The organism is Mesorhizobium argentiipisi (SeqCode) (assembly GCF_037179585.1).
In the GTDB taxonomy this organism is placed as follows: Bacteria; Pseudomonadota; Alphaproteobacteria; order Rhizobiales; family Rhizobiaceae; genus Mesorhizobium; species Mesorhizobium argentiipisi.
In genome coordinates this window covers 39,423-61,409 of the sequence record NZ_JAPYKO010000026.1, presented here as the reverse complement: position 1 = coordinate 61,409, position 21,987 = coordinate 39,423, and the positions used below count along the sequence as shown (strand labels likewise).

At 60.3% G+C, this 21,987-nt stretch carries 17 protein-coding genes; 3 read left to right on the top strand and 14 right to left on the bottom strand.

What is annotated here, in order from left to right:
* Positions 1-92: 92 nt before the first annotated feature.
* The 3 genes from O7A05_RS27115 to O7A05_RS27105 form a co-directional block, all read right to left on the bottom strand.
* Positions 93-1,478 carry a hypothetical protein gene (locus O7A05_RS27115; RefSeq protein WP_337096085.1) on the bottom strand — a complete coding sequence of 462 codons (1,386 nt, stop codon included), beginning with the start codon at positions 1,476-1,478 and terminating at the stop codon, positions 93-95.
* 199 nt (positions 1,479-1,677) lie between these two features.
* Entirely contained in the window at positions 1,678-2,202 is a 525-nt protein-coding gene (locus tag O7A05_RS27110; protein WP_337096083.1) for a GNAT family N-acetyltransferase, read from the bottom strand.
* Between the two features lie 74 nt (positions 2,203-2,276).
* Positions 2,277-3,254, bottom strand: coding sequence for a hypothetical protein (locus O7A05_RS27105; RefSeq protein WP_337096081.1), 978 nt, complete (start codon positions 3,252-3,254; stop codon positions 2,277-2,279).
* Between the two features lie 32 nt (positions 3,255-3,286).
* Between O7A05_RS27105 and O7A05_RS27100 the strand changes: the two genes are divergently transcribed.
* Positions 3,287-4,702: an adenylate/guanylate cyclase domain-containing protein gene (locus O7A05_RS27100; protein ID WP_337096079.1), complete on the top strand. Its 1,416-nt coding sequence runs from the start codon at positions 3,287-3,289 to the stop codon at positions 4,700-4,702.
* Between the two features lie 22 nt (positions 4,703-4,724).
* Here the strand turns inward: O7A05_RS27100 and O7A05_RS27095 are convergent, their stop codons facing one another.
* The 8 genes from O7A05_RS27095 to O7A05_RS27060 all read right to left on the bottom strand — a co-directional run bounded on the left by O7A05_RS27095 (position 4,725) and on the right by O7A05_RS27060 (position 15,727).
* Entirely contained in the window at positions 4,725-5,204 is a 480-nt protein-coding gene (locus O7A05_RS27095; protein ID WP_337096078.1) for a class I SAM-dependent methyltransferase, read from the bottom strand.
* Positions 5,205-5,390: 186 nt separating this feature from the next.
* Positions 5,391-6,572, bottom strand: coding sequence for an ABC transporter permease (locus tag O7A05_RS27090; RefSeq protein WP_337096077.1), 1,182 nt, complete (start codon positions 6,570-6,572; stop codon positions 5,391-5,393).
* Positions 6,569-7,567: an ABC transporter permease gene (locus O7A05_RS27085; RefSeq protein WP_337096076.1), complete on the bottom strand. Its 999-nt coding sequence runs from the start codon at positions 7,565-7,567 to the stop codon at positions 6,569-6,571. The genes O7A05_RS27090 and O7A05_RS27085 overlap by 4 nt, the downstream gene beginning before the upstream one ends.
* Positions 7,568-7,569: 2 nt before the next feature.
* Positions 7,570-9,468 (bottom strand): ABC transporter substrate-binding protein, encoded by a 1,899-nt coding sequence (locus tag O7A05_RS27080; protein WP_337096075.1) that lies wholly within the window; start codon positions 9,466-9,468, stop codon positions 7,570-7,572.
* A complete protein-coding gene (locus O7A05_RS27075; protein ID WP_337096074.1) occupies positions 9,465-11,360 on the bottom strand; it encodes an ABC transporter ATP-binding protein in 1,896 nt (631 codons plus the stop codon). The genes O7A05_RS27080 and O7A05_RS27075 overlap by 4 nt, the downstream gene beginning before the upstream one ends.
* Positions 11,361-11,503: 143 nt before the next feature.
* Entirely contained in the window at positions 11,504-12,844 is a 1,341-nt protein-coding gene (locus O7A05_RS27070; RefSeq protein ID WP_337096073.1) for an adenylate/guanylate cyclase domain-containing protein, read from the bottom strand.
* A gap of 264 nt (positions 12,845-13,108) precedes the next feature.
* Positions 13,109-14,452, bottom strand: coding sequence for a nucleotide sugar dehydrogenase (locus O7A05_RS27065; RefSeq protein WP_337096072.1), 1,344 nt, complete (start codon positions 14,450-14,452; stop codon positions 13,109-13,111).
* A 114-nt stretch (positions 14,453-14,566) separates the two neighbouring features.
* Complete coding sequence (locus O7A05_RS27060) at positions 14,567-15,727, bottom strand: DUF3095 domain-containing protein (RefSeq protein WP_337096104.1); 1,161 nt, start codon at positions 15,725-15,727, stop codon at positions 14,567-14,569.
* Between the two features lie 92 nt (positions 15,728-15,819).
* Here O7A05_RS27060 and O7A05_RS27055 point away from each other — a divergent pair, with 92 nt between their 5' ends.
* On the top strand, positions 15,820-16,908 hold the full coding sequence (locus O7A05_RS27055; RefSeq protein ID WP_337096070.1) for a glycosyltransferase family 4 protein: 1,089 nt from the start codon (positions 15,820-15,822) through the stop codon (positions 16,906-16,908).
* Positions 16,905-17,669 carry a polysaccharide deacetylase family protein gene (locus O7A05_RS27050; RefSeq protein ID WP_337096068.1) on the top strand — a complete coding sequence of 255 codons (765 nt, stop codon included), beginning with the start codon at positions 16,905-16,907 and terminating at the stop codon, positions 17,667-17,669. Before O7A05_RS27055 ends, O7A05_RS27050 begins: the two co-directional genes overlap by 4 nt.
* Before the next feature lies 1 nt (position 17,670).
* Here the strand turns inward: O7A05_RS27050 and O7A05_RS27045 are convergent, their stop codons facing one another.
* The 3 genes from O7A05_RS27045 to O7A05_RS27035 form a co-directional block, all read right to left on the bottom strand.
* Positions 17,671-18,525, bottom strand: coding sequence for an MBL fold metallo-hydrolase (locus O7A05_RS27045; RefSeq protein ID WP_337096066.1), 855 nt, complete (start codon positions 18,523-18,525; stop codon positions 17,671-17,673).
* A gap of 75 nt (positions 18,526-18,600) precedes the next feature.
* Positions 18,601-19,050, bottom strand: a complete 450-nt coding sequence (locus O7A05_RS27040) for a cyclic nucleotide-binding domain-containing protein (protein WP_337096064.1) — start codon at positions 19,048-19,050, stop codon at positions 18,601-18,603.
* 190 nt (positions 19,051-19,240) lie between these two features.
* Entirely contained in the window at positions 19,241-21,955 is a 2,715-nt protein-coding gene (locus O7A05_RS27035) for an ABC transporter ATP-binding protein (protein WP_337096063.1), read from the bottom strand.
* Positions 21,956-21,987 lie beyond the last annotated feature (32 nt).

Below are 21,987 nucleotides of genomic sequence, written 5' to 3'. Positions count from 1 at the left end.
GCCGGATCAGACGCCAGAGGCTCACCGATAAATCGCCGTCGCTTGCGGTTGCACCCTAGAAAAACAGCCTGAGATAAGGGCTGAAGTGAGGCTCAGGTCGCCTTGATCTCTGCCTGGCCGATCTTGCGCCACCGGGCGTCTTCGCGAACCAGTTTCAGGTCGTCGGTCGTCTCGGCAAATGTCCGCAAACGATATTGCCGGAGCAGTTCCGGGAAGAGCGCCCCCTCGGGTAGGCCGGCAAGCTGCTCGCGGACCGAGATCTTTTCATCGATGACCCGCATTCCCCAGGCATTTTCCCGGACCTGCAGCTCCGCAGCCAGATCGCGCTCTTCCGGCGCGTTTTCGTCTAGCGCAGCCAGCAGGATCGAGTGGAAAAGCGCTACATAGCCAATCTGTCTCAATCCGCCCACAGCCCGCACGCGCGGCAATATGGCAAGAACGAGGAACATCAGGAACAAGTTCGGCAGCAGCACGCCGTCCAGCAGCGCCTGCTTGAGATACGGCCGCTCGAACGGGATGGAAAGACCATGCGGCCTGTCGGGCTCGACCAGGTGCCCGTTCTCGAGGACGAGCTTGCGCACGCGCTCCTCGCGGATGCCCCAGAAATAGGCCGTGGTATTGGGCAGGAATCTGCCAAATGGGCTCGATGCGGCCTCTTGCAAGGCACGTTCGAGACGCTGGCGCCTTGCGGGCTCAACGAGCAGCCTGGACAGAAGGCTGTCGTCATATTCCAGATGCCGGGCCATGGCAGCCGCGGCGAGCCGATCATCGATGAAAACCGGCAGGGCCATGCCGGATCGATCCCAATTGGCGGCCAGATCCTGGTTGAATGCTGTCAGCGCATCGGCAGCGGTTCCAAACACCTTGTCTTGACTGGCAAGCAGTGTGCCCAGCCAGCGGCTGGCATCCGTTTCATCGCCCACCGCTTCGAGCGCGCGCTTATTGAGGGAGACGGGACCGGCCACGCAGACACTTTTGCGGCACAGTTTGTGGCGCCCCATGCCGAACAGGTTGATCTTGTCGTCGCCGACATCGAGCCATCCCGGCCCCTCCCGGCCAATTGTTTCCATGGTCATCGTCGTTCCCATGAAGCCGAAGAAGGCCGACAGCCCGTTTTCGACCGCGCCGAGCCAAGCAAGCAGGAGGGCATCGAAGGTGATCCGGTCCATCAGAAGCAGGCAGTGCAGGCCGGACTGAATCACCGGTCTGTGCTCGAACTCTTCGAGGGCCTTGCCGATCTCCTCAGGCTGCATAATCACACCGAGGCGCTGATGCAGGACTTCGCGCAGGATCGAGCGGGCAGCGATCGCGGGGCCGGATGTAGGCCTTGCCACCGGCCGCCACAGATGGCGGGCGTAGTCGGAAACCGGTGCATTCCAGTTCTGCTCGATGTCACGCACGACTTCCGGGCAGAGCGGCGACAGCAAAGCCAGAATTTCCACCGGAGGCGTAGGAGATGGATCAAAGACGGCGGTCATTGGTCCCGTCTAGCCGCTTGCAGTGCAAACGCCAAGGGAGACCATACTTGCTGGATGCGGCCAGCCCAGCTCGTCAACTCGATCAAGTGGTGTGAGACGAAATTGACCGTATCCTATGGAGTTCTCCATGAGCAATCACCTGTTCGCCGACCCGGCACGAATTGTCAGATTGGCTAAACAGCTAAGGCTAAACAGGATCTTAGAACCGCAGCCGGGCCATGCTCAGGAGGTCGTGGTACTGCCCGTCAGTAAAACCGGCCTTCACATGCCGACCTTCGACCACGAAGCCGTGGCTTGTGTAGAGACGGAGGGCCGGTTCGTTGTCGGCATAGACGGTCAATTCGACTCGCTTCAGGGCCCGCCAGTTGTCGGCCACGTCAAGCAGCGCGTCAAGTATGGCAGAGCCAATGCCCTTGCCAACAAAGGCATCGTCAAGGCCGATATTGATCTCGCCGATATGCGAACGGCGCGGCGAACCCTGCACGACCAAGCTGCCATGGCCGACGATCTTGCCGTCCACCTCCGCAACGATCCAGGTGGTCTCCTGGCCGGCCTTGGCAATGCGCCGCTCCACCTGCTCCATCCTCTCGAAAGGCATCCTGAACGTGCCCCAGCGGAAGGCCGGCATGTTGAAGATAGCGCAAAGTGCCTCCGCATCGCTTGGCCGGACAGATCGGAGCTGCGGCTGGATTTTGTTGGAGGATGGCGAGGTCGTGCTGGTCATGGCGTTCCCGGCGAAGGCAATCGGCCCTGCACGATGCACCGGACCTCACCTGGAAATCCAGCCGTGTCTGCAAGCTATGATGCCGATTGCGAGCTGAAATATCGGGAGGAGGTGTAGAGCTTGAAGACGCCGCTGATGCCGATCCAGCCGAAAAGAGCGAGCCAGCACAACGTCCCGGTCGCCGTCCAGTCGATCCGGTGCACCGCAGCGTCGGTGATGAAGAGGCCAAGGATGGCAAGCAGGCCAACCAAAAACTGCGCTAGGCCGAGCACCAGCAGCTCCTCGCGCGGCGCGTTTCTCCAGACGAGATATATGCCCCCCGCGCCGGCGAGGAAGATGGCGCTGTAGACCTGCGCGTGGAAGGCATCGATCGGCCATGGCCAGAAGCTACTGAATGTCAGGGGAAACACCAACAGGCCGATGCCATAGAATCCGAGGATCGCCAATTCCACCGGCATGTAGCCGCGCCATGCCGGGTTTAAGGTGACGCCCTTTGCAGAAGGACGATCCCAGGCCTGCCACAGGAACAGCCCCGATACTGCGACCGAGCCAAGATAGACCAAAAACCATAGCCACGGCGCTTTGCGCTCGAAGTTGAAATAGCCGAGATTGATGAACGAAGCCGCCGACACGATGACGGTGAAGATGAAGGCCATGACCAGCACGAGTCTGCCGGGCGACCAGCGGTTCCAGAACAGCAGCGCCGCCATCACCACCATTTCGGCGGTGTAGAAGCCGCCGAGGAAGCGGGCATTGAACGGGGTGACGGCCCAAGGCCACCGAGGCTTGACCAGCACAGGCGCGAAAAACAGGCCCGCGCCCACGATCAGGACGATGATGACCGCCACTGAAAAAAGGCGCAGGGCCGTGGGAAATGGCGGGTTGTCGGATCTCGGCATGGGAAAGGCTCCCCAGGGTGAATGCCCGTGGACTCTCATAGTGCCGCTTGCGACCGGTGAAAATCGGCCGATGGAAAGGTTGTCTATTCGAATAGCCGCACGGCCCGTTTCGAAGTAAAATGCGGCGCTCGGACCAAAAAGCGGTCCGGTCAACATGCCTCGGGCGCATTTTCGGAGCCTGCACGATGAGCGAAGCTCAGGACCTGTTCTCGCTTCTGCGGCAATCGGCAGATGTCGATCCTCTGGCAATCGACGCGATCAAGCGGATCATTGCCGAGGGCGAGGACCGCGAACTTTGCCGCATCAATGTTCTAGCCTTCGCCAGCAAGCATGGCCTCGACGAGGAGCGCACCATAGGCGCCTTTCTCCATGCGGCGCGGGTGGGCATCTTTGACATTTCCTGGAATGTTCTGTGCCCCGGTTGTGGCGGCGTGCTCGACACCAACGCCACGCTGAAAACCCTGCAGAAGGACGAATACACCTGCGCGCTGTGTTCCCAGGGCTATTCGCCGACCCTGGACGAGATGGTCGAGGTGACGTTCACCGTCAGTCCCCGCATGCGCAGGATTGCCGCCCACAATCCGAACGAACTGCCATTGGTGGAATATTTCCGCCAGATCTACTGGGCGTCCGGCATCGATGTGCCGGATGAGGATTTCACGAAGAAGATGGAAGCGTTCTCGCTGGAGGATATCGAGCTTGCGCCGGGTGAAAAGGCGGTTCTGCCCATCCAGCTTCCGTCCGAATTCGTCATCGTCTTCGAGCCGGTCACCCATTCGGCGCAGTTCATCGACGTGAAGGGCGAACCAACAAAGGAGCGCCGAAGCCTCTCTTTGGTCTTCGACCGCGACCATGTCCAGAGCCAGACGCTGGAGATGCAACCCGGCCCGTTGCGCATTTCGCTGGAAAACAGGACCGATACGCGTGTGTTGCCGGCGGTTTTCATCGCGGGTCATGAATTGCATGAATTTCTGGGCAAACGCCGGCCCTTTCTCACCGCCAAGCGCCTGCTCACCAACCAGACGTTCCGCGACCTCTATCGCACGGATACTCTGGCCGTCGACCAGCGCCTGAAGATCACCAGCCTGACTTTCCTGTTCACAGACCTGCGTGGATCGACCGCGCTCTACGAGCGTGTGGGCGACCTTTCGGCCTTCGATCTCGTGCGCGAGCATTTCCAGGTTCTGCACGAGATCGTCGCGTCGGAGGCAGGCGCGGTGGTGAAGACGATCGGTGATGCGGTGATGGCGACCTTCGCGACCCCTGATCGTGCGATTGCCGCGGCCCTCAGGATACGCGATGCCATGCGTGCGCTCAACGACAAGAGCGGGCGCGAGGATCTGCTGCTCAAGATCGGAGTCCATGCCGGCCCCTGCATCGCCGTGTCTATGAACGAGCGACAGGACTATTTCGGCCAGACGGTCAACATTGCTTCGCGGGTCCAGAACCTTGCCAACGCGCAGGCGATCTTCGCCACCCGTGCGGTGGTCGACGACAATCTCACCGCCGATCTGTTGCGCAGCAAAGCGCTGAAGCCGGAGCCCCACGAGGTCTCGCTGCGCGGCATTGAGCGAGAGATAGCAGTATATACGATCCCCTGAAGACCTGGGCCGCTCCGACCCGTCAGACGCGCCTACAGAGAAAATAACGATCGGCGGGCTCCGAAGTCGGCGCCGGCAGGCGTTGCAGCTGCGGGTGATCAAGCGGCGTGCCGCTCACCGCGAAGCCGCCGACGCGAAGCAGACCCGCAATCAGATCGGGAAGCCAGGTGGCAGTTACTGCATCGCGATCTTCATAGCCGGTGCCGATGTCGGCATGGACAAGAGCGGCGTCGATGCCAATGAACCTCCTCGCCGTCTCGCGTATTTCACCGAGCACGAGGTTTTCAGCTTCGGGAATTGAGCTGGCGTGTGCGCCAACTTCGCGGTCGAACGCCACGATCCGGCGTCCGGGGAGGCGCTCGCGCAGGTGGTGGAACGTCCGGCCATTGCCGAGGCCGAGTTCGAGCACAAGCCCCTCCATCTTCGCCACCTCGACGCAGACATGATCGAGAATGTCGCGCTGTGCGGTCATCCTGCTGATGAAACTCTCGAGGCGACTCATCCGCGTTTGTGTGTCCTGAACCAGCTCTAGAGACCGACGATGCCCGCGACCAGGGTGGAAACCCAAAGTGGCGTGTTAAGCTTGGTCCCGGGCTCGCCGCATATAGAGGCGAATGGTGAGAACTGCAACAACCGGACAGGCCGACGGCAAGCCGGTTGGAGGCCGGCGGGCGGCGCAATGGTGATGTCACCTGTAGGGGTCCGCCGCGTCCCGCAAGCCGTCGCCGAGGAAGTTGAACGCCAGGATGACAAGAATGACGGGGAGGATCGGCAAAAGCAGCCAAGGATAGAACGCGATCACGCTGACGCTGCGTGCCTCGGTGAGCAGGATGCCCCAGCTGGTAGTCGGCGCCCTCAGCCCGAGCCCGAGGAAGCTCAACGCCGTCTCGCCCAGGATCATGCCGGGTATGGAGATCGTCGCTGTTGCGATCAGATGGGACATGAATCCGGGAATGAGATGCCGCCGGATGATGCGGCTGCTCGAGGCGCCCATCAATTGCGCGGCCAGAACGTAATCCTCCTCACGCAAGGCCAGAAGCTTTGAGCGCACGGCCCGCGCCAGTCCGGTCCAATGGAGCAGCCCGAGGATGACGGTGATGCCGAAATAGATCAGGATCGGACTCCAGGTTATCGGCATGATCGCCGCCAGAGCCAACCACAGCGGAATGCTGGGAATCGATTGCAGAACTTCGATTACCCGTTGAACGATCAAGTCGAAGACACCGCCATGATAGCCGGCCAGCCCCCCGATGACGATGCCAAGGACGAAGCTGAAAGCGATGCCGACGAGGCCGATCGTCAGTGAAATGCGTGCGCCGTAGATGATGCGCGAGAGCACATCGCGCCCCAGCCTGTCAGTGCCGGCCAGAAAGAGCTGGCCGTTTTCGGCAGGGCAGACAAGATGCCTGTCACCTTCGATCAGGCCCCAGAATAAATAACTGTCGCCCTTGCAGAAGAAACGGATCCGCTGAACATCATCCTGCTTGTCCATGTAGTTTCGCTTGAGCGTGTCCATATCGAGCGTCATCTGGCGGCCATAGACGAACGGCCCGACAAACTGGCCGTTGTGGAACAGATGCACCCGCTGCGGTGGCGAATAGATGTAGTCCATGTTTCGCGTGTGCAGATTGTAGGGCGCCAGGAACTCGCAGATCAGTATCCCAAGATAAAGCGCTGCCAGGAATATGCCGGATATAAGGGCAAGCCGGTGCCGTCGGAATTTCCACCACATCAGCCGCAACTGCGACGCCTGGAAAACTTTCGACTGCTCAGGCGTCATCGCCTCGACCGACTGCAGGTCGAAGGGCGCAATGGAAACGTAGTGTTGCAGTGGAGCACCCGGAGCGGGCAGCGGCGATTGCGTGTTCATTTGGTGCTTCCGCCCTGCAAGCGAATTCGTGGATCAAGCAGCGCCAGCGCCAGGTCGGAAATCAGAACACCGATGACCGTCAGGAAGGCGAGGAACATCAGGAACGACCCTGCCAGATACATATCCTGGCTTTGCAGCGCCTTGATCAGCATCGGTCCGGTCGTTTCCAAGGACAGCACTATCGCGGTGATTTCGGCGCCGGAGATGATGGCGGGCAGGATGGAGCCGATGTCTGAAATGAAGAAATTGAGCGCCATGCGCAGCGGATATTTGACCAGCGCCTTGAAGGGATGAAGGCCCTTGGCGCGCGCGGTCACGACATATTGCTTGTGAAGCTCATCGAGCAGATTGGCGCGCAGCCGCCGGATCATGCTTGCCGTGCCCCCGGTGCCGATGATCAAGACCGGGATCCAGAGATGGGCGAGGATCGACTTCGCCTTGGCCCAGCTCATCGGCTCGCTGAGATATTGCTGGTCCATGAGATGGCCGATGGACGTGCCGAACCAGATGTTGGCGAAATACATCAGGATCAGCGCCAGCATGAAATTCGGAATGGCAAGGCCGAGAAGGCCGAAGAAAGTGAGGCCGTAGTCGCCCCAGCTGTATTGATGGGTGGCTGAGTACATGCCGATCGGAAAGGCGATGAGCCAGGTGAACACGATCGTGACGAAGGAAACCAGCACCGTCAGCCACATTCGGTCCCCGATGACGTCGCGAACCGGCAGCTCATACTCGAACGAATAGCCGAAATCGCCATGCAGCATCCCGCCGACCCAGTAGAAGTAGCGAATGACCGGCGGCTTGTCGAAACCATACTCCTTGCGCATCATCTCGATGCGATCGGAATCCACCGCCTCGCCCTGAGCGCGCAGCTCGGAAACATAGCTGTCGAAATAGTCGCCCGGGGGAAGCTCGATGATCGTGAAAACCAGCGCCGATATGATCAGCAGCGTTGGAACCATCACAGCAATGCGCCAGACAATGTATCGAAGCACGCTCAGGACTCTCCAAGCCAGAATGTGTCCGGCATGTAGACCCCGAAATAGGCGGTCGGGTCGTAGCCGTAGAGCGCCTTGTCAGGCAGATTGCGCAGCCGCGAGGACGCCAGAACCGGCTGATACGTTCCATTCACCGTGCCGATCGAAAACACCTGATCCGCGTAGATCGACAGCATTGAATTCCAGATTTCGGCGCGCTCAACGGCTCCGGTCGAAGCGTTCCAGCGCTTGAGCAAAGCCATCAACTCGACGACAGGCGGAAGATCGGGCGCCTCGCCGAGCGTGCCATGAGACAAGTAGTGAGCACCCCAGAGCGGCCATTGCAGCTGGTCGTCGATGGTGGGGGCCAACTGGTACGGATTCATGTCGGCGGTCGGCACGCCATTGTCGATGCCCGACCATATCGACATCATGATCTGGCCGCCAAGCGCGCGGCTGCGGAAGATGTCGCGCTGCGAAGTCCGGACGAACAGGGCGATGCCGATCTGGCGCCAATGATCCGTGATGAGTTCGAGCGCGTCGGTTTCCAGTGTGCTTTCGCCGGCCGTTTCCACGATAATTTGCGCCGGGCGTCCGTCGGAAAGTATCCGCAGGCCGTCATCGTCACGCGTCTGAAGCCCGACGTCATCGAGCAGGGCATTGGCCTGGTCGGGATCATGGGCGACCCAGGCTTTTGCGAATTCCGGCCGGTAGAGCGGGCTCTCCGGCAGGACCGTATCGCCGCTTTCCTGCGCCAATCCGTAGAACACCGCCATATTGATCTCGCGCCTGTCCACAGCAAGCGAAAGTGCGCGACGCACGCGCACGTCACGAAAAAGGCCACGCCACACCTGGTCGGCACAATTCAGATTGGGCAGTAGCGCCAGCCGCGAACCCTGTGTGCGTTTCCACAGATGCATCTTCACCGGGTAACGCTTCTCCGCATCCTTCAGGAACGAGTAATCGGCAAAGTCAATTCCCATGCATTGCAGGTCGCTCTCGCCGGCACCGGTCTTGGCGGAAATGATCGCCGACGAGCTGACATTCATGACTACCCGGTCAACATAGGGCAGTTGCCGGCCATTCTCGTCTACTCGATGAAAGAACGGGTTCCGCTCGAAGACGAACTGCTCGGCCGGCGGCTTGGTCCGGTTCTGCCAGGGATCGAGTGTCGGCAGTTCCGGGTTCTCAGGGCGATACTGCCGCGACATGCGGATATGCAGGAGCGTCCATTTCCTGGCTCTGTTCTGCTCCATCAGGCCGGCGAGCCGGAATGGATCCTGGTATTTCTTGTGGAACTGCTTGAGGTAGGCGGCCGGCAGGACAAGCGATAGCGGCGAAGCGGCAGCGAGCTTGGGCAGGAAGTCGGGATTAGGCGCATCCCAGCTATAGCGGATCGTCAACGGATCGACGATCTCGAAGCGTGGCGGCTTGCCGCCCGCCAGCAGGGTCGGGACGAGCCCGCCTTGCGTAAGCTCATCGTTCAGCCAGACATCTTCCCAGCAATAGCGAAAATCCTCCGGCGTCAGCAGGCTGCCGTCAGACCATTTATGTCCTTCCCGTATCTTGAAAGTGAAGACGCGATCGTCCACCACGTCGAAACTTTCGAGAATGTCGGGTTGCAGGTTGAGCTTTTCGTCATAGCCGACCAGGCGAGCATATCCGTAGATGGTCATCATCCGGATATCCTTCTGGCTGCCGATGATCGTGCGCAGCGTGCCGCCATACTGGCCGGGCTGCCGGCCCATCGCAGCGAGGTTCAACACGCGCGGGCTCTTGGGTAGGCGTTCGGCGAGTGCCGGCAGCGCCAGGGCCTTCAGCCACGGCTGAAGAAATTCCGGCTCCAGATCGCCGGCGCGCAACGTGCTCGGCACAAATGCCGAAGCCATGAGTCCAAGGACGGCGCGCCGGCTGATCAATGGCGCAGCTCGCTGACATCGGCCGAACGTCGCGCCAGAACGAGGTGGCCACCGCCAAGATCGAGTGGCGACAGCATATCCTCTTCGCCCTCGTCGCGGAATTGCGGCCCCCATGCGCTGGTGTCGGAAGCGCCGCCGAGCTTCAGCGTCTTGAAATCCATCGGCCTGTCGAGATCGGGGAAAGGCACTGCGGCGACCAGTGAGCGCGTGTAGGGGTGGACCGGTTTCCTAAGCAGAATTTCGCGCGGCGCAAGCTCGACGATACGCCCGCCGCACATCACCGCGATGCGGTCTGCCATGTAGTCCACCACCGCCAGGTTGTGGGATATGAACAGGTAGGTCAGGCCCAGTTCCTTCTGCAGGTCCTTCAGAAGGTTCAGGATCTGCGCCTGGACAGAGACATCGAGCGCCGAAACCGGCTCGTCGCAGATCAGGAGTTCAGGCCCCAGCGCCAACGCGCGCGCGATGCCGATACGCTGACGCTGCCCGCCGGAGAAACTGTGCGGATAACGCTTGATGAAGCGCGGATCGAGCCCGATTGCCTGCATAAGGCTCTTGACCGTGGCGAGTCGGGACCCTGCATTGCCACGTTTATGGATTTCCAGCGGCTCGCTCAGGATGTTCTCAACCGTCATGCGAGGTGAAAGCGACGAAACCGGATCCTGGAAGACCATCTGGATTTTCGCGCGTAGGATGCGCAGGGCGTCTCCCTCTGCCTCTAAGACGTCGATCGGTCTATCGCGACCGTTGAAGACCACAGAGCCGCCGCTAGGGGTGACAGCCCGCATGAGGATCTTGCTGACAGTGGTTTTGCCGCAGCCGCTTTCGCCGACCAGACCCAGGCACTCACCCCGCCTGATATCGAAGCTCACGCCGTCCACGGCGCGAATAGAGGTTTGATGATCCCCGCCGAACCATCCGGACTTGCGGACGGTGAAGACCTTTTTCAGATCCCTGACCGACAACAGGATGTCGTTTGGCCCCCTCGATGCCGGCGCCGTCTGCTTGCCCAGCAGATTCCCGACATTCACCGGCACCTCGCGGAGCGCCTTTAGCCTTTCGCCGGGCTTCAGGTCGAAATGCGGAACGGCTGCCATCAGGCCCTTCAGGTAAGGGTGACCTGGCCGGCGGAATATCGCCTCGACAGGTCCCGCTTCCATGATCTCGCCATGGTACATGACCACCACCTCGTCGGCGACATTGGCGACCACGCCGAGGTCGTGCGTGATCAGCAGCATCGCCATGTTCAGCTTGGTCTGAAGCCCGCGCAGCAATTGCAGGATTTGCGCCTGGATGGTGACGTCCAACGCCGTCGTCGGCTCATCTGCGATCAACAGGGCGGGCCGGCAGATAAGCGCCATGGCGATCATGGCGCGCTGACGCAATCCTCCCGAAAGTTCAAACGGATACATGTCGTAGGCGCGCTTAGGACTGGGAAAGCCGACAAGGCTCAGCATTTCCTCGGTCCGTGCCTTTCGCTCCGCCCGAGGCATGGGCGTATGAATCTGCAAGGACTCGCTGACCTGGTTGCCGATCGTGTGCAGCGGCGACAGCGATGTCATCGGCTCCTGAAAGATCTTGCCGATGCGGCTGCCTCTCAACGCCCGGATTTCGGGTCCATCACGCGGCATCTTCAGGATATCTTGCGTCGTGCCGGGCTCTTCAGGATCGGAAAACAGGATACGGCCGTGAACATGGGCCGAACTCGGCAAAATGCCCATCACAGCCTGGCTCAGAACCGATTTTCCGGAACCTGACTCGCCCACAAGCGCGGTAACCTTGCCGGGCAGGACGCGAAGATTTGCACGCCTGACGGCATGCAACGGTCCCCCGATAATGGCAAAAGAGATGCCAACATCCTCGATCCGCAGCAGATCAACGCTCGAATTCATTCTCACACCAGCCCCACTCTGGCAGGTCCAGAAAGCGAGACTAGCGCATTGTCAGCCTAGAGCAACTTGGATTTGAACGGTCGCCAGTGGCGGAACTGGCGACCGGACTGCCTATCAAAGGCGTTGGGATCAGATCGTGGCGGTTACTGGAGCTTCCTCGGGTCGCCCGCCGGCAGCCGCGCGGCATCGCGGTGAAGCAGCATGACCTGCTCGGCGTCTGATCTTCGGTCGTAAATCGGCTCCAGCGCACCATCTTCATCGAGTGCGAGAGCACCCGACAGATCGGGTGAAAGCACCGTCAGTTTCTGCTTGATGCCCGCCAGTTCCTCGTTGCCGAGCGTCAGCCAGCTGTTGGTGCCGCAATAACTGGCGAAGTCCTTACTGGCGAGAACGCTGTGCGGATATTTCTTAGTTAGGGTCTGGAGGCGCTGGACCTCGTTTACAGCCGAGCCGAAGACAGAGAATGTGAGCCGGTCGGTAAGCCCGACATTTCCGAACATCACATTGCCCACATGTAGGCCGATGCCAAATTTTATGGCGGACAACCCCCTTTCCTTTCTTCGCAGGTTGAGATCCGCCATGCGCGCGGTGGCCTTCTGCGCTGCCGCAAGAGCAGCCTGGCAGGCGATCTCGGACTGCGAGCGGTGCCTTTCGCAAGGGTAGACGGCAATGAAGCCATCCCCTATGAAACTCATGATCTGCCCGCCCTTGCGATTGAAAGGTGCAGCAACGGCGTCGAAAAACTGGTTCAGCGTATCGATATAGATTTCGCGGCCGGAGGTTTCGGCAAGCCTTGACGACCCACGCATATCGCCCATGACCAATGCGGCCCGGATTGTATCGCCCTCGCCGCGCTTGATTTGACCGTCAAGCACGCGCCTGCCAGCGTCGCCGCCGAGATAAGTCGTCATCATGTTGTCGGCGAGCTTGGTGAGCACCGCCATCTTGGTTGCGATGGCGAGATGGCTCTGGATGCGCAGCAGCGCCGAAATCATGTTGTCGCTGAAGCCTCCAGCACTGTCGGTGGACCAAGACCCTAGCATGCCCTGACTGGTGTTGCCGCTGAAGTGATGAACGAAAGCCATGTAATCGCTGACGCCCATAAGACGAAGCTCATCGAAAACAGGAAACTCCGACGGCACCGACGGGTCGAGCCGGCGCCGCAGATGGTCGAGCTTGTTGCTGAGCAGATAGTAGTATGGGCTGGTCAGGAATCTGTCAGAATGAACGCCGTTCTCACTGCGGAAGCCTTCCACTTCCAGCCCCTGGCCGCGAAGCCAGGTGAAGCCAAGCGCGTCATAAAGCGGATGAAGCATCGAAAAGCTCAAATGCACCCGCTTCAGCGGCAGGCCGGCAGCAGCCAGCCGTTCACAAAAGCCTTTTACCAATGTTTCCAGGTCGTTGCCCGCTAGCGCCGATTGGGTCAGCCAATCGGCAACCTTGTCCATTAGAACGGTGGAAACTTCTGCTTGCGCTGTGCTCATGCTATCTCGAAACCGTTGAAGACGGAGCCATTATCCTTTGATCCGCCATAACACAGTCCGCCAACAACCCAAAGATAAGACCCTCGAAGTTAATGAAACCGGCTTCGGCGGCAGAAGCGGCGAAGAATTTCTCGAATGACTGTCCTTGCAGGCAAGGAGTAGGCGCAACTGCATCTATGTCCTGTGGCGTTATGTGGCGAGGCTGCCGGCGGAGTGCAATCATGATCCTGACATCGGGCAAAAAGTTCCCCAACTCAGACGCCGTCAGGCCTTCAAGACCGTCTCTCGGTCCAGCCCGAGGCGGCCAAAAACATTGCGTGTGTCGATGATCAGAAGGGCGTGATCAGCGATCGTCTGATAGTCGATCGCGTCGTGGTCAGTTGCAACGACGACAGCATCGAAATCCTTCAAGGCCGCCTCGGTCAGTTCGACCGAGCGGCGCCCCTTAATCGCCATATGCTCCCGTGTGGTCGGGATCTCGGTAATATGCGGATCGTGGAATTCCGCCTTGCCGCCCCATTCCTCGATGAGTTCAATGAGCCGCAATGAGGGGCTTTCGCGGATGTCGGGCACATTCTTCTTATAGGCGAGCCCGATAATGAGAATGCGCGAGCGGCTGAGCGCCTTGCCGCAGCGCCGGTCCAGCGCCTTCGCCAGTTCATCGACCACATGGCGTGGCATGGCCGTGTTGATCTCTGCCGCCAACTCGATGAAGCGAGTCGGCAGTTCGTATTCGCGCGCCTTCCATGTCAGGTAGAAGGGATCGATCGGAACGCAGTGCCCGCCAAGTCCGGGGCCAGGATAGAAAGGCATGTAGCCGAAGGGCTTGCTCTTTGCCGCCTCGATCACCTCCCAGATGTCGATGCCCATCGCGCCGAGCACGACCTTCAACTCGTTGACGAGGGCTATGTTGACCGAACGGAAGATGTTCTCCGTCAGCTTGACCGCCTCGGCGGTCGCCGTGGTGGAAACCGGAACGACGGTCTTGACCACGCCCTGGTAGAAAGCCTGGACGAGCGTCGCCGCTTCAATGCCGTCGCCTGCCACGACCTTGGGGATCGTCGCGACTTCAAAGCTGCGGTTGCCGGGATCCTCGCGTTCGGGCGAGAAGCCGAGGAAGAAGCCTATCTTCGACTGCAAGCCGGTTTCTTCTAGTATGGGCTTGATCACGTCGTCGGTGGTGCCGGGATAGGTGGTCGATTCCAGCACGATCAACTGGCCGAGACGCAGATGCTTCGCGATGGTGCCTGCCGTGTTCCTGACAAAGGAGAGATCCGGCTCACGGTGTTTCGTCAGCGGTGTCGGAACGCAGATGATGATGACATCGCAGACGGCCAGTTCGGCAAAATCCGCAGTAGCGCGGAACCGTCCGCTCGCCACCTGGCCGGCAAGGCATGTCGACGTCACCGCCTCGATGTAAGATTGGCCGTTGTTCAGGCTCTCGACCTTCTGGGCTTCGACGTCGAAGCCGAAAACCGGGAAGCCGGCGCGTGCGATCGCAACCGCCAGCGGCAACCCGACATAGCCTAGTCCGATCACACCGACTTGCGCGGTGCGCGTCGAAATCCGGTTTAGAAGACGGTCATATGTCGATCGTGAGGCGTCCAAAAATCTGCTTTCCCGTCAATTCGGACAGGCTGTCCGTTTCCATGGCGAGGCTCACTTGGTCCCAAGAACCATGGCCGAGGGATATTGCGGAAAACCAATTTCCGCAAGCTGTCATCAAAGCGGCACCTTCGCCTTCAGGCTTGCGGCAGCCATCGCATAGCCGCCAGCCGCACCATCGATGAAATGAAGGTGATCGCGCTGCAGCGGCGAAGCGACGAGGCATGTCATCAAGGCCGATTTCTGGCGGTGCAGGCCATAGTAGCAGATGCCAGCCTCTTCCGCCTGTTTCAGCCGGTTCTCGATCCGTTGCAACACATCCGCGTCAACGTCGATTGTCATCTTCAAGCCGTCGTCGAACTTCCGGAAATCCGAATTGCTGGCCACGTCGCGTTTGTAGATCTTCGGATCGAAACTGCCGATCGTCCAGCCATATCTATCGGTGACGGCCGTAAGCGTCATCAGGAACACTATCCACAGCTTCGACAGCCACCGCCGTCCTGCCGGCGCCACGGCCCGCGCCTCAATATCGATGCCGGCGGGCAGAAGACTGTAGTCCGGCCCATTCACCGGCACCGGGTGGCCATCGCGTTCCTGCCTGCCGGCAAGGGCGATGATGTCGGAAGTCAGAAACTGAAAACCGCGCAAGTCGCGCGACGCCCCCGGTATGGCTATGATCGAGACGATTTCGCCATGCCGGGCTTCGATCGGGTTCCAGCGGCAGGAGAGGCCGGTCAGATCCGGCCGCGCCCCGGCCGGTGCAGGATCGATGCGGTAGCGCCCCGCTTTCATCTCGGCTTCCGCCCAACTGCCGCCGCCGCCGGCGAACATGGCATAGAAGACTGCTTCGGAGGCTTGGAACCTCGCCACGCGAACGTCGAGGCCTTGCGCTCTTATATCTATTATCGGCACGATTGCGGCACGCAAGGTCAGGTCCAGTTCGTCCGCCACCCATCTCTGGACAGCCGCCAGCGCGTTGCGGGTGATCTCCAGCGCCGAGCCGGGAAACGCCACGAGCGCGCCGTCGCCGCCGAAAACAAAGGGAAAATCTTGCCGACCCAGCGCATTGAGCAGCGCCGAAATAACACTGGCACCGGCCATATTTACGGTTTTATAGCGCCCAGCCTCGATCGCCTTGGTCGAGCCGACGATGTCGGCGGTGGCCAGCGCCCAGCCATCGGGGAGAGGGCGATAGTTGTCGATATCGGCAACACTTTCGAACTTTGCGAAGACCGGCAGAGAAGCGACAAACGGGTCGGACGCGGCAGCTGTTTCCATGAGCATGAGATAGCACATTCCACTGCTTGAAGGTGAGGTCGATCACGCTTCGAAATTGACTTGCCCTGGCTTTCCGATGATAGGGTCCGGCGATGCGAATTGCCTTCTACGCGCCGCTGAAGTCACCCAATCATCCCGTTGCCTCCGGCGACCGCCAGATGGCACGGACGCTGATCAAGGCGCTAAAGCATGGCGGGCATAGCGTCGAACTGGCATCCGAATTACGCTTCTATCTACGCGAACCGGAGTCGAAAAGTTTCGATGCGCTCAAGATCGAGGCCCGAGAGGAGGCCGCGCGGCTGACAAAGCTTTGGGATCGTGACGGCAAGCCCGATCTCTGGTTCTCCTATCATCCCTATTACAAGGCGCCCGACCTGATCGGGCCCCAACTGGCGTCGGCCTTCGCTGTCCCCTATGTGACAGCGGAAGCCTCCTATTCGAGACGGCGCAACGCCGGTTTGTGGGCCGATACGCAAGCGTTGGTGGTGCGAGCCATCGAACAGGCGGCGCTGAACATCTGCTTCACACAAAGGGATCGTCAGGGACTGGCAGATGCGATACCCGGCGCCGCTCTCGGCATGCTTTCGCCCTTCATCGACACATCCCTATTCCGGGAAAAGCCGGCACGGGGTTGTCCGACGCGCCTCGTTACCGTCGCCATGATGCGCCCGGGCGACAAAGTCGAAAGCTATCGCATGCTGGCGCAGGCGCTCGGTTCGATCGGCCACCTGCCCTGGACCATGTCGGTCGTCGGGGACGGGCCTGCCCGTGAACAGGTCAAAGCGCAATTCGTCGGCTTGCCCGCCGACCGTATCGAATGGCTCGGAGCGATTGAGCCTGCCGCCGTGCCGGATGTCCTCTATGGTGGGGGAATTTACGTCTGGCCGGGTTTCGGCGAGGCCTATGGCGTTGCCTATCTTGAAGCACAGGCCGCCGGCCTTCCGGTGGTGGCTCAGGACATCGCCGGCGTGCCGGAGGTAGTGCGGGATGGCCAAACCGGGTTTCTCACCCCGCCGGGCGATGTGGCGGCGTTCGCTTCTGCCATTGAGCGGCTTCTGGTCCATAGCGACGAAAGAACCGTCATGGCCGCAGAAGCCAGACGTTTCATCCTCGAAGAACGTTCCCTCAGTGGTGCACCGGCGCGTCTGGCCGAACTTCTTGCGAAGATCGCGATTTCATGACATCCGATCAGATCTGGCAACCCTTGGTGGAAGAACTGGCGGCCCGGCAACGGGCGGGCCGTAAGGCAGAGTTCTGGCTGCGCGACGATGACGCCGTGGATCCGACGCTTGCGCTTGATCGGCTGCTCGACCTCACCGGTGAATTCGCGGTTCCCGTCGCTCTGGCCGTCATTCCGGCCCTGACTGATGAGAAGCTTGTCGCCCGGCTTGACGAGGCGCCGCATGCCACGGTCGCCATCCATGGCTGGGAGCACCGAAATCATGCGCCCGATGACCAGAAAAAGCAGGAGCTCGGCCCGCATCGGCCACGCGAGGCGGTGCTCGATGATCTGGCTCGCGGGCTGGCGCACATAACCGGCCTGCACGGCGCACGTGCCGTTCCGATGCTGGTGCCACCCTGGAACAGGATCGACGCCGGCTTGGTATCCGACCTTGGATCGATAGGATTTGCGGCATTGTCGGTCTATGGGCCAGCGAAGCCGGCTTCGCTGGCGGTCATCAACAGCAATGTCGACATCATGGATTGGCATGGCATGCGCGGTTGCCGCGATCATGGCCTGTTGGTCCAGGCTATCATCGCACAATTGCAGCATGCATTCGACGGCGGCGAACCCGTCGGCCTGCTCACCCACCATCTCGTACATGATGAATCGGCCTGGCTTTTCCTCGAACGGCTGTTCACAGTCACCGCACATACTGAAGCCTGCGCATGGCTTCCGATCAGAACATTGATCGGGCGCTACACCGGCAGGGGAAAATAACTCAGCGCTTTTTGTGCAATGAGACTGGAAATTTGAGCGTCTGGCCCTCCCGCGCGGCAAAAGCGCCGGCAAACCTGTCTTTGGCCAGTTTCTCGATCTCGTCCAGTTCCCGGTCGGTGCGTGTCGGATCGTGGTGGAACAGCGCAAGTCCCCGCGCACCGGCCGCCTCACAAAGCTTGGCGCCCTGTTGCCATGTCGAGTGCCCGTCACCGCGGTGGCGTTCCATTTCCCCCTCGGTGTAGGTGCAGTCGTAAATGACGAGGTCGGCATCTTCGATCAGGCCGAGCACCGCCCGATCGAGTTTGTCCGGCTCATGCTCCGTGTCTGTGATCATTGCCACGACACGGCCGCCCCATTCCACCCGGTAGCCTATGCAGCCGCCCGGATGGACAAGACTGCCGGTTTGGACCACTACCCCTTCGCGCGGCCGAAGCACGTCTCCGGATACGAAATCGCGGCAGTCGAGGCTTGCCTTACAGACATCCAGTTTCACCGGAAACCACGGCGGCCGCATGAACTCGTCGACCATCTGCCGAGTCGTCATACGTCCTGCAAGATGCCCAGACCAAAGCGTAACCTTGACGCTCCGGTCATAGATCGGCACAAAAAACGGCAGCCCGATGATGTGATCGTAATGGCAATGGGTGAAAAGCAGGTCGAAATCGGTTACGCCGGACGCCCGAAGCGCTCGGCCGGCAGGCCGCAGGCCGGAGCCCGCGTCGAAGAGAAGCGTATGCTTACCGCATCGCATCTCAATGCAGATCGTGTTGCCGCCATAGCGGGAGAATTCTGGCCCCGATACCGAAATGCTGCCGCGCACCCCCCAAAACCTGACCAGGAAAACGTCGTCCTCCATGCTGCTCCTTCGCGGTCCAGTCGCCCATGCTAGCCGGAGCCATCACGACGGCGAGGATTAAGTGCGCGTCACTGGTTACTTGGCGCTCCTTGCGTCGATCAGATCCGCGGTCGTATGGCTTAGGCGATCGGCGAGGACCCGCACCATTTCGATGGTCATTTCCGGGAACTCCTTCATAAGCCTTAGGAAATGATCCTTGCGAATTCTCAAGGCTTCCAACGGACTGGCGGCTCTGACGGTGGCCGTGCGGGAGCTGTTGCACAATATGGCGATCTCGCCAACGATCGAATTTGGCAGCAGTTCGGCAACTTTTATCGGTCCGCTGTCGGAATCGACCAGAATATCCGCCTTGCCTGAAAGGATGACATAGGCGGCGTCTCCCTCGTCCCCCTGCCGGAAAAGGATCTGGCCGGCGCTGTAGCTTACGCGATCGGATGTGAACGCAAGCAGCTTGAGCTTTGCCGACTCTATGCCGGAGAACAAGGGAACGCGTTGCAGCATTCCAACCTCATCCTTGAGCAGCATTGTCGCAAACCTCCCAAAATTCACGTCTGCCAGACTAGAACAACCGACCCCCAGATGAAATCAATTCCGTTTCCAGGTGGCAATACGAACCGCTTGAGGTGGCGAGCCCAACCAGCCGGAAAGCTCAATCCCTTGACCTTTGCAGCAAGGTCCCACCGGCGGAATGATCCCATCTGAATGTCCAATGCTCCTATGACAGCAGTTCCTTGAACATACCGCTCCCGGCCAAAAGCGTCTCGTGTGTTCCGTCTTCCACCAAACGACCCGAGTCGAAGACGACAACGCGATCGAACATCATCGCCATTGCCGGATTCGTCACGACCCACACAATTGCCGGCGAACGGCCGTCGCGTCTGGCTTCCTCGAGCACGTTTCGCAGCACCTTCTCCTGTACGCGCTGGTCGAGTGCCGACAGCGGCCGGTTGAGAATGAGAAAATCGGGCCGCTTGAGTAGGGCTCGGGCAACATCGAGCTTCTGTCGCTGCCCAGCGGTCAGCCGCCTGCCGCCGGCGCCGACGTTGAAGTCCAAACCGACATCCAGCAGTTCGGCATAAAGCCCCAATTCATCAAGAATGTCATAGACGATGGAGCGTATGCGGTCCGGCGCGTCGGGATGGTTGCTACCCAGACGCCCGAACAGGACATTGTCCATGACCGTAGCCGCGGCAATGTATTTGGCAGGATCGTAGCGTTCGACCGCATTTTGCAGCTCCGGAGGCAGGCCTTCATAGAACCGGTTGCGTGCGGCGACGATCTTGTTCATCAATTCGTCGCCCAGCAGGCCGAAGCGATGCCGGGGCTCGATATAGGCAAAGCTCAGGGTGACGATCATGGCGCGGTCGTTCTCCGAGACCGTCTCGTAGGGACGGTTCTTGAGCCGTTGCAGCAAGGTTTCGTAGGCGGGTATCTCCTCGGCGCTCATGAAGGCGAGCTGCTGGAAGAACTGGTGATCGGGCGGCAGATCGGCAAACAGCTCGATCGCTTGTTCGGCGATCTCCAAGCCCATTTCGTAGAGCGTGCGATCGAGGCCGGCTTGCCTCAGCACGGAAGCAAAATAGGGATTTGCCGCCAGAGCCCTGTCGGCCAGCTCCGGGCCGGCGGCAGCGCCGAAGAGCAGGTTCTGGCCGATCGTTGCTTCCTTATTGTAGGCGCCCGGTTCGAAAGGAACCACCAGTCCGCTCAATCCTTCGTGTTCCAGCCGGGTTCGCAGCGCCGCACGCAGTTCGACGATCCGCCCAGCAAGCTCCGTGTGACGCGTGAGGTCGGCCGAAGAACGCAAGCCTAGATCCAGAATGTCGCGCGAGAGAAGAACCGCGTCGAGCACCTGGCGCACGGCTTCAAAGAGGTCGTGCGGGCCGGTAGCCCCGACGGAAGCGTAGTCGATCCAGTCGCTGTGGATATCAAGGTCCGGGTTGCCCGACCGGCGCGCCTCGTGGATGTTCCAGCGGTGCTGGTCCGCCGCGGCACCGTCATAAGTCACCGATGTCAGCGGCGCATGCTTCAACCCGTAGAGCAGATTGTCGCGGAGGCTTGCCTGGAACAGGAAAACGTCCGACGAGGCATAGGACATCCGCCGGCCGGTCACTGCTTCGGGGAGTTCAAGCAGGTCGTCGGCACCCGAAGCGACCTTTCCGCTTTCCGGCCAGTTCAGCCGCGCGAAGGCCTCTGCAAGCGCCTCCGCTCCACCTGTTGAGGTGCTGACCAGCGCCACCGTCTCCCCCGGCTTGACCTGGAGAGAGATACGGTCGAGGAGCATTGCACCGCCATCGTCTGCCATGGACAGACCGATCGCCGACAGGGGGTTGGTCATCGGACCGGGATCGTCGATCGTCAGTGCCCCGATTCGCGGCGCAATGAGACCCTCGACGGTGAATTGTTCGACGACCTGCTGGTATTTGACCTGGACATCCTGCCGGTCCTGATCCCAGTCGATCAGTTCCTTCATCGGTCCGGGCAGGTCCTTGTAGGCGCCGATCACGGCCACGAGCTGACCGACGTCCAGCCGCCCCTGAATGACCAGATACCCGCCGACCATGTAGAACAGAAAGGGCGTGATCTGCGCGAGAAAATTGTTGAGGAACTTCACCATGAATTTCCATTGGTAAAGATCGAAGCGGATCTTGAAGATGAGCCCGAGCCGGGCGGCTATGTCGGCGCGCTCGTAGTTTGACGTATCATGGACGTGGACCGCGCCGATGCCGTCGACGATTTCGCCGACGCGGCCCGATAGCGCGCGCGCCGTCAACTGCCGTTTGCGCCCGAGCACGATCAGCCGCCGCCGCATTCGCGGGATCAGCACGATCTGGATCAAGACGATCACGGCGGCGATCATTCCGAGCCAGAAGTTCTGGACCACGATGAACAGCATGGCCGTCACCGCCTGGCCGCCGAGCAGCACCGGCTGCAGGAAAGCATCGCCGATGAAACCGCCCAGCGGCTCCACCTCGTCCTTCACCATGGTCGCCACCTCGGCGGATTTCACGCGCTTGAAATAACGCGGCGGAAACCGCAGCACACGATCGACCAGTTCGAAGCGGATACGGCGCAGCATGCGTTCGCCGAGGCGGCCCTTGTAGGTGTTGATGTAGAATTTGAACAGGCCGTTGATGATGACCAGCAGGAGGAACACAAGGCTCAGGGCAAGCAGCGTCGTCGTGCGGTCGAGCTGAAAGCCAGGAAAGAACTGGACCTCTCCGATGAACGGCAGGTTATAGTGTAGCCTCATGAATGGCTGGGTCGCGCCCGGTTGCTCGAAGCCGCGACCTTGGATCGGGCCGTTGACAATCAACTTCGGCAGGTCAAAGGACATGAAATACGGGATCATCGAAAGCAAGACGATAACCAATATCCAGAGCTGCTGCTTCTTGGTGTGCGTCCAGATATAGCGAGCCAGGCTGGGTTCCATATGCGACTGTGGACCTTCAGTTTAAAGAACAA